The following is a 7,447-nucleotide window of genomic DNA, read 5'->3' on the forward strand; positions in this document are numbered from 1 at the left end:
CAGGGGAGCAGGGGAGCCGAGGAGAAGTTGCAGTAAGTTTTTCAGTTTTTCCCCTATGCCCCTCCGCACCTCTGCCCCTCTGCCTTTTATGCCCAATGCCCCATGCCCTACGCTAGCGCTGGTACAGGAATTTCCAGGTGAGGATATAAGGGGAAGCGATCGCACAATGCTGCTACTCGTTGCCGACAATCTTGGGTTACTACGTCGGAATCTGGAGAAAGCAGGCGATCGCTAATAATATTTCCAATCTCGGTAAATTCTGCTACTCCTAAGCCCCGCGTAGTCATTGCAGGCGAACCTAACCTCAGTCCGCTGGTAACAAATGGCGATTGCGGATCAAAGGGAACAGTATTTTTGTTAGCAGTAATATTTACAGTACTAACTAACTGATCCGCCTGCTTCCCAGTTAAACCGACAGAACGTAAATCCACGAGGATTAAATGATTATCAGTGCCATTTGACACTAGTTTTAAACCTCGGTTTTGCAGTTGTTCTGCCAAAGCACGAGCATTTTCAATCACTTGGGCAGAATAGGTTTTAAATTCAGGCTTTAGGGCTTCTCCAAAGGCTACTGCTTTACCAGCAATGACGTGTTCCAATGGCCCGCCCTGAGTGCCAGGAAAAACAGATTTATCTAGCTTTTTACCTAGTTCTGCGTCGTTGGTCAAAATTAAACCACCTCTAGGGCCGCGTAGAGTCTTATGGGTTGTTGTTGTTACTACGTGACAATGAGGAATGGGATCAGGATGAAGACCACTAGCAACCAAACCAGCAATGTGGGCAATATCGGCAAGTAAGTAAGCACCTACTTCATCAGCAATACTACGCAACTTTTCAAAGTCAATTATCCGGGGATAAGCCGAATAACCACAAATCAGCAGCTTAGGACGCTCCCTCAGCGCCAGCTCCCGAATTTGGTCGTAGTCAAGTTGTTCTGTTTGTTGGCTGACACCGTAGTGGCTAACTTGGAACCACTTACCTGAGACATTTACAGGTGAACCGTGGGTGAGATGTCCCCCATGAGACAAATCCATCCCCATAATTTTGTCTCCTGGTTGCAGCAGCGACAGGAACACTGCAAAATTGGCTTGTGCGCCAGAATGAGGTTGCACATTCGCATGAGCAGCGCCAAATATCTGTTTAGCACGATTGATCGCTAACTGCTCAATTTTGTCGATATACTCACAACCGCCATAATAGCGTTTACCAGGTAATCCCTCGGCATATTTATTTGTCAGTACCGAACCTTGAGCCGCCAGTACAGCAGCTGAGGTAAAGTTTTCACTAGCAATCAACTCCAAGTGATCTCGTTGACGCTGTAGTTCGTCGTTGATTAACTCCGCGATCGCTGGATCGGTGGAGGTAAGAAAATCTGAGTTAGTCTTAGTCACTTCAATTATCCTTGTGGAAATTTGTACAACGGCTGATTTTGGTTGGGTGTAGCACCTAACAGTCCACTCTCAAGAGTTTATAGCCCAAAGTCTATAGTTTAATGATTTTTGACTGCTCTACAGAGGCGATTAATCGTCTCTGTACTATTAAGGTTTAGTTGTGCCAACTTATTTATTATTAGACGATTAATTATCATAACGTTGCTTGTTGAAGCTGCGCTAAATAAAGCTTGTTGCGTAGGCGTAGCCTGTCGGAGATATCGCTCCTCTGTGAAACAAACATCTGAAACTTTCAGCAATTAACTGTGCGTAATCCAACGCTTGCGGAACATGACTGCGAAGTTCTACGTTGGAAAACTTAAGCAGTCGGGATTCTTGACAAATGAAAAATTTTTTGAAACTTACCTTTAACAGCGAACAAACAGCATTAGCTATTCGAGTTGATCAACAAACTGAATTACTAGATGCTCTTGAGCGAATAGGGCTTGGCGGTTCGCGTCCTGTTTTAGTAGTGGTGGGGGGTGCAAGTAACATCAGTGAAGCCGACTTGCTTCGCATCCAACGGTTGTTTACGGAAGTTTTAGCCCCCATCGCCGAAAGTTTGGGGGCTTATGTTGTAGATGGAGGTACGGATGCGGGAGTTATGCAATTGATGGGTGAAGCTCGTACCCAAATAGGTGCTAAGTTTGCTTTGATTGGCGTAACACCTGAAAGCAAAGTGGCTTTACCGAATCAACAAGAACCTGCTGCTGATTTGACACCGTTAGAGCCAAATCATACTCATTTTGTACTGGTTCCTGGCAATAATTGGGGCGACGAGTCTTCTTGGATATCTGAAGTTGCAACTGTGCTAGCCAATAATGCACCTTCGCTGACTATACTTTTAAACGGTGGTGAGATTACCTTTAAGGATGCGTTTTCTAGCGTTAATACTGGAAGGTTAGTTGTTGTGATTGCTGGTAGTGGTAGAACCGCAGATATACTTGCAGATGCTTTGCGTGGAGAGGCTAACGATGAACGAGCCAAAAAGTTAGCGGAATCTGGTATATTACAATACATTGACTTAATCAATATAGAGAAGGGAATTGAAAATTTAGGCAAAACAATTAAAGATTTGCTTTCTAATTAGGAGTGAATGATGGCAAAAAAAGATAGTTATCAAGAATTTTTAAAGGAAGATTTTAACAAGTTATTTGAAGGAATGAACTTAGGTGATGTGCAAAAACATTTTTTGCGATCGCGCTGGTTAGACCAAGTACTCTGGATGGAAGGTAAGGCGAGTTTTTCACGCGATCGCCATTATTTATTACGGATAACAACTATTGTTGGTGGTGTAATTCTCCCGGCATTGGTAAGTCTAAATATTAACACTACTTCTACTCTACAAGTTAACGATAGAGTCAAGAATGCCATTATTTGGTCAACTTTTAGCTTGAGCCAAATAGTTGCTATTAGTGCTGCTATTGAAGAGTTTTTTCATTATGGAGAACGTTGGCGACACTATCGCCGTACAGTCGAATCTTTGAAAAGCCAAGGGTGGCAATTCTCGCAATTGACAGGCCCTTATCGTAATTATACAAGCCACGAAGAGGCTTTTAATGTTTTTGCAGGTCATGTAGAAGATATTATTCAACGAGATGTTGAAATATACTCTACTCAAATTGTACAAGAAAAGAAAGAACAGCAACCGACTCAGGAAAACTTGATACTGATGCCAAATGCAAAGATAACCAATGTGGAGGAGAAGAAAGAAGAAGATTAAACAATTCGCAATTCGCAATGACGCTCCTACGTCGCTAACGCTGCGCTAACGCAATTACGTTTTGTAATGGGGATTTAGACCCCAACACAAAACAAGCTTTGGCATTGAGGATGGGGTTTTAAACCCCTTTTAGTAGGATAAAAATATTTGGCAAAAGTTAATTGATAAGTTTTTTAGCACTCGATTTGCCGCAATTATTTTTTCAATTGGTATTAAGCTAAAACACAAAGGTGTCAAGCAAATTTGAGCACCTTTGTGTTTTGGCATGAAATAACTAGCTGCCCTTAGACGCGGCTTCTCCAGGGCCAGCAGTGACAATTACCAGATTTTCCGGCTTAATTAAATCCTCAATTGCCTGTTGCATCTGAGCCATAGTAACTGCTTGAATTCGCTGGGGAAAGTCTCGGATTTCTGACCGTGAAAGTCCGAATACAGCATTATTCAAAATGATGCTTGATACGTCACTGGGATTAGCTAAATCCACGGGATAGCTATTAGTAATTGAGCGTTTTGCCGTATTGAATTCAGCCTCAGTTACTCCTTGTTCGCGCAACTGTTTAAGTAAAGCGAGGGTACTGGCGATCGCTTTTTGGGCATCACCAGGAGCAGTCTGCATCTGAATCAGAAACGGGCCGGGATTGATTCCGGCGGCAAAACCGCTATAGATACCATAGGTTAGACCCTGGCGATCGCGCACTTCTGTACCCAAGCGGCTCGATAAGGTATCACCACCCAAAATTTGATTCAGCATCAGTGCTGCATAATAACGTGGGTCTTTCCGAGAGATGCCGTTGTAGCCGATGTAGGTAACAGCCTCTGCTTTACCAGGTATCACTTTGTTCAGGCGTGTCAAAGTTTTTGGTAATGCCACGGACGGTATTTCGAGAACAGGTGGCTTACCCGTGGCTGACCATTTGCCAAACGCCTGATATAGCAACAATTTTACCTTAAGTGGATCAAAGTCTCCTACTATTGCGATCGTTGTGCTATCTGGTCGATAGTGTGTCTGGTAGAAGCCAAGCAAATCATCACGAGTAATAGTTTTTAAGCTTTCATCTGTAGGAAAGCTGTGGAATGGATGATTTTCTGGGTAAATTGCTTGCTGAAATACTTGTCGTCCTAAACCTCTGGGGTCATCTAGCTGGACTTTGAGACTTGTCAGTGCCCGTTGGCGACTAAGTTCTAACTGTTCGGCGGGGAAAGTGGCATTTTCTAAAACATCTGCCAGAGTTTGAATCAATATCGGCAGGTTAACTGAAAGTCCTTTACCGCTAATGTTAACTCCCTCGCGGCTAGCACTGAAGTCTAAATCGGCTCCCCGATCTTCTAAGGTTTTTGCCAAGTCCAAAGCATTTTTAGTCTGCGTCCCATTCATTAAGTTGGTCGCAGTCAAATTAGCTAATCCAGCTTTTTGATTGCCGTCAAATTCAGTCCCAGCGTCAATTTGTCCACTCAGGTTAATGGTGGGGAGACTGCGATCGCGTAACAACAGAACCCGCAAACCATTATTTAAGGTAAACTCTTCTGGTAGTGATTGTTTGCCCGAATCTGTAGCTGATGTGGCAGGTGGCAGATATTTGGCCAGTTCTGCTGGATCTACAGGTTTGCCGGGGCTAAAATTTTCCACTGTGCGACCAGAACCAGCACTAGAAGTCCCTGGTTTCCCATCTGGTTGAGTTGGCTCAAAGAAGCCGATGGTTTGTTTGGCTGGATTGAGGTAGGTTTTTGCGACTTTCTGTACTTGGGCTGGGGTGACTTTAGCGATCGCAGCCAGATACTGTTCAATAAAACGATAATCGCCGGCCACAATTTCGTTATATCCCAATTGGATTGCCTGACTAGTGATGTCTTGGTTACCCAAAACAAACGAGGCTTGCAGTTGCGTTTTCGCCCGGTTTAATTCTTCTGTAGTAACTGGTTGCTCTTGCAGTTTCGCTAAAGATTCCTGGAGCACTTGGGCAATTTTCCCTAACTCTTGACCCGGAGCCGCCGTAGCATTAATTTCATACCAACCTGGTTCGATGAGTTCGGCAGGACTGCCACTCACTGAACTAGCGAGTCCAGATTCCACTAAGGCTTGGTAAAGTCTAGAGCTACGTCCACCTGTGAGGATGGCATCCATCACATCAATTGCCGGGACATCGGGATGCTTGATATCTGGTAGAGGATACACTGCTTGCAATAGTGCCGCACTTCCAGGTTGCTGTAAAACGATAGGCGCTTTTTTAGTAGTAGGGGCAACCGGAGAAGACGCAGTGATATTTTGCCTCACGACGCCCCTGCGTCCTTGTGTCCCCGTACCTTCTTTTCCTCGATTTGTTAGCTTTCCATAAGTTTCTTTAACAACTTTGAGTACAGGTTCTGTGTCAAAATCGCCTGTAATTACCAACGTGGCATTTTCTGGGCTGTAGTAGGTTTGGTAGTAATTCCGCACCTGCTCCACCGTGAATTTTTCTACATCAGCTTTTGTGCCTCCTACAGGTAAGCCATAGGCTCTGTTAGGAAAAGCAGCTCGCATCACTGCCCGACTCAAACGGTAGCTTGGTGAATTTTCATACCCTTGTAACTCGGAGATCACCACCCGCTTTTCACTTGTGAGTTGTTCTGGCCCAATTAAAGAGTTTTCCATGCGATCCGCTTCCAGTGTCAGCAGTGCTTCAAGTTTGTCTTGTTGCACTGTGCCAAAGTAAGCTGTTTCGTCATAACTAGTAAAAGCATTGAATTGGCTACCTAAGGCACTAAATAACCTTCCAAACTGCACTGGACGGGCAGTTGTACCCTTGAACATTAAATGTTCTAGCTGGTGAGAAATGCCACTCTCTCCCTTAACCTCGTTACGTGAACCAACTTTATACCAAACTTGTACGCTCACCACGGGAGCAGTATGGACTTCCTTCGTTAGCACCGTTAAGCCGTTATCCAATACTGTTTTTTGCACCCCTTGAGTGAATGAGACAGCAGATACAGGTGCTACTGCTGTCGGTATTGCAGCATTAGTGAAATTCCCCGAAAAAGGCAAAATACTTAGCAGAAGGCTAAGAAAAAATCCTATAAGCATATATGAGCGTAGCTTCATAAGCAATGGGAAATGCAAAATTTATTATTATAAAACAAAACCTTAGTATCGCTTTCTGGAAGTCAAAAGACTTAGGTTTTTGGCTTTTTTACCATTTTTAATGGTAGCTTTACTTTCGCCATGCTGTAATAGGAGGTTTTAAAGTTTACCTATTTGCAAGACATTTATGAGCAATAGCCTACAACATGGGTATAAAAATCCCTTTCCTTATTCCTCGCCACTTATCCTCTATTTTTAAAACAGATATAACTCTACCCACTATTACAAATAATTACAAGTATATTAAAAACGATTGCGATGTATTTAATTTGAAAATTTTTCCGGAATATCCACTTTTAAAATTGGTTTAATTCCTTGTCATCCCATCAGGGTAGATATCTTCATCAAAATAGTAATAACTTTTTGAAATATGCAAACAAGAAACTTAATTGCATCATTCACATTAGGTATAACCTTAGCAGCAATACCTGTATTACAGTCTCATGCCCAAGTACAAAGAACACCGAACTTGTATAATTTCACAGGATATAATTCCAAAGGCGAGAAAGTCAGTATTAATTACTCAACGTCAAGCTTTACTGGTAAGCCCCTTTTCAACTATCAAGAGCAGAAAGAGACATTAAACTTTACCGGAAATGAAATCCGTACTGTAGATACGGAAATTGGTACATTAGTAAGTGTGACTATTAAAAAGACAGTAGATACTGGCAACACCACATTTACTTTACTCATACCTCGTGTAAACCTTGGATCTAGCAACGAAGTAAAAGTTCAAACTAAAGGAATCACAACAACAAACCGCTTTTCTGTGATTCCTCAATTCAACCAGGGGCAGAAACAAACTTATACAACAATCAATCTCAAGGGGACAGCCCAATCTGTCGCGTTTTAACCATACAAGAAGGATAAAAATATTAAACTTCTTGTTCAGATGGAGCAAAGGGTTAAGGGTGAAGGTAAATAATTGTTTACCTTCACCCTTAACGCCTAACCTTATTCCTTTTTAATTTGGTATCGAATAGATAATACCGTTTCTTTGTGAAGTCGCATATATTTACCCCCCGGCTGTCGCCGTCCCCCCTTGTTAAGGGGGCACTACAGGGGGGTCTTATTATGTGCATCTTCATAGAGAATTGGTATAACATACTTAGATTTATTATTTTATCTATAGGACTAGTATTTGATTTATGAAAAAATCTAAGTATATGTAGGGTGTGT

The 7,447-nt window shown here is 42.6% G+C and carries 5 protein-coding genes; 3 read left to right on the forward strand and 2 right to left on the reverse strand.

Features of this window, described 5'->3' with window-relative positions; all coding sequences use genetic code 11:
• Positions 1-107 precede the first annotated feature (107 nt).
• Positions 108-1,391: a serine hydroxymethyltransferase gene (gene glyA, locus VB740_RS16315; RefSeq protein WP_323201013.1), complete on the reverse strand. Its 1,284-nt coding sequence runs from the start codon at positions 1,389-1,391 to the stop codon at positions 108-110.
• A gap of 382 nt (positions 1,392-1,773) precedes the next feature.
• On the opposite strand from glyA, the gene VB740_RS16320 reads away from it, so the two are divergent.
• On the forward strand, positions 1,774-2,520 hold the full coding sequence (locus VB740_RS16320; protein WP_323201014.1) for a hypothetical protein: 747 nt from the start codon (positions 1,774-1,776) through the stop codon (positions 2,518-2,520).
• A gap of 9 nt (positions 2,521-2,529) precedes the next feature.
• Positions 2,530-3,153, forward strand: coding sequence for a DUF4231 domain-containing protein (locus tag VB740_RS16325; protein ID WP_323201015.1), 624 nt, complete (start codon positions 2,530-2,532; stop codon positions 3,151-3,153).
• 274 nt (positions 3,154-3,427) lie between these two features.
• Here the strand turns inward: VB740_RS16325 and VB740_RS16330 are convergent, their stop codons facing one another.
• Entirely contained in the window at positions 3,428-6,229 is a 2,802-nt protein-coding gene (locus tag VB740_RS16330; RefSeq protein WP_323201016.1) for a pitrilysin family protein, read from the reverse strand.
• Positions 6,230-6,638: 409 nt separating this feature from the next.
• Between VB740_RS16330 and VB740_RS16335 the strand changes: the two genes are divergently transcribed.
• The gene (locus tag VB740_RS16335; protein WP_323201017.1) at positions 6,639-7,121 is read left to right on the forward strand and encodes a hypothetical protein; all 483 of its coding nucleotides are present in this window, start codon (positions 6,639-6,641) and stop codon (positions 7,119-7,121) included.
• Positions 7,122-7,447: the final 326 nt, after the last annotated feature.

Origin of the sequence: Nostoc sp. UHCC 0251 (genome assembly GCF_034932245.1) — a bacterium.
GTDB lineage: Bacteria > Cyanobacteriota > Cyanobacteriia > Cyanobacteriales > Nostocaceae > Nostoc.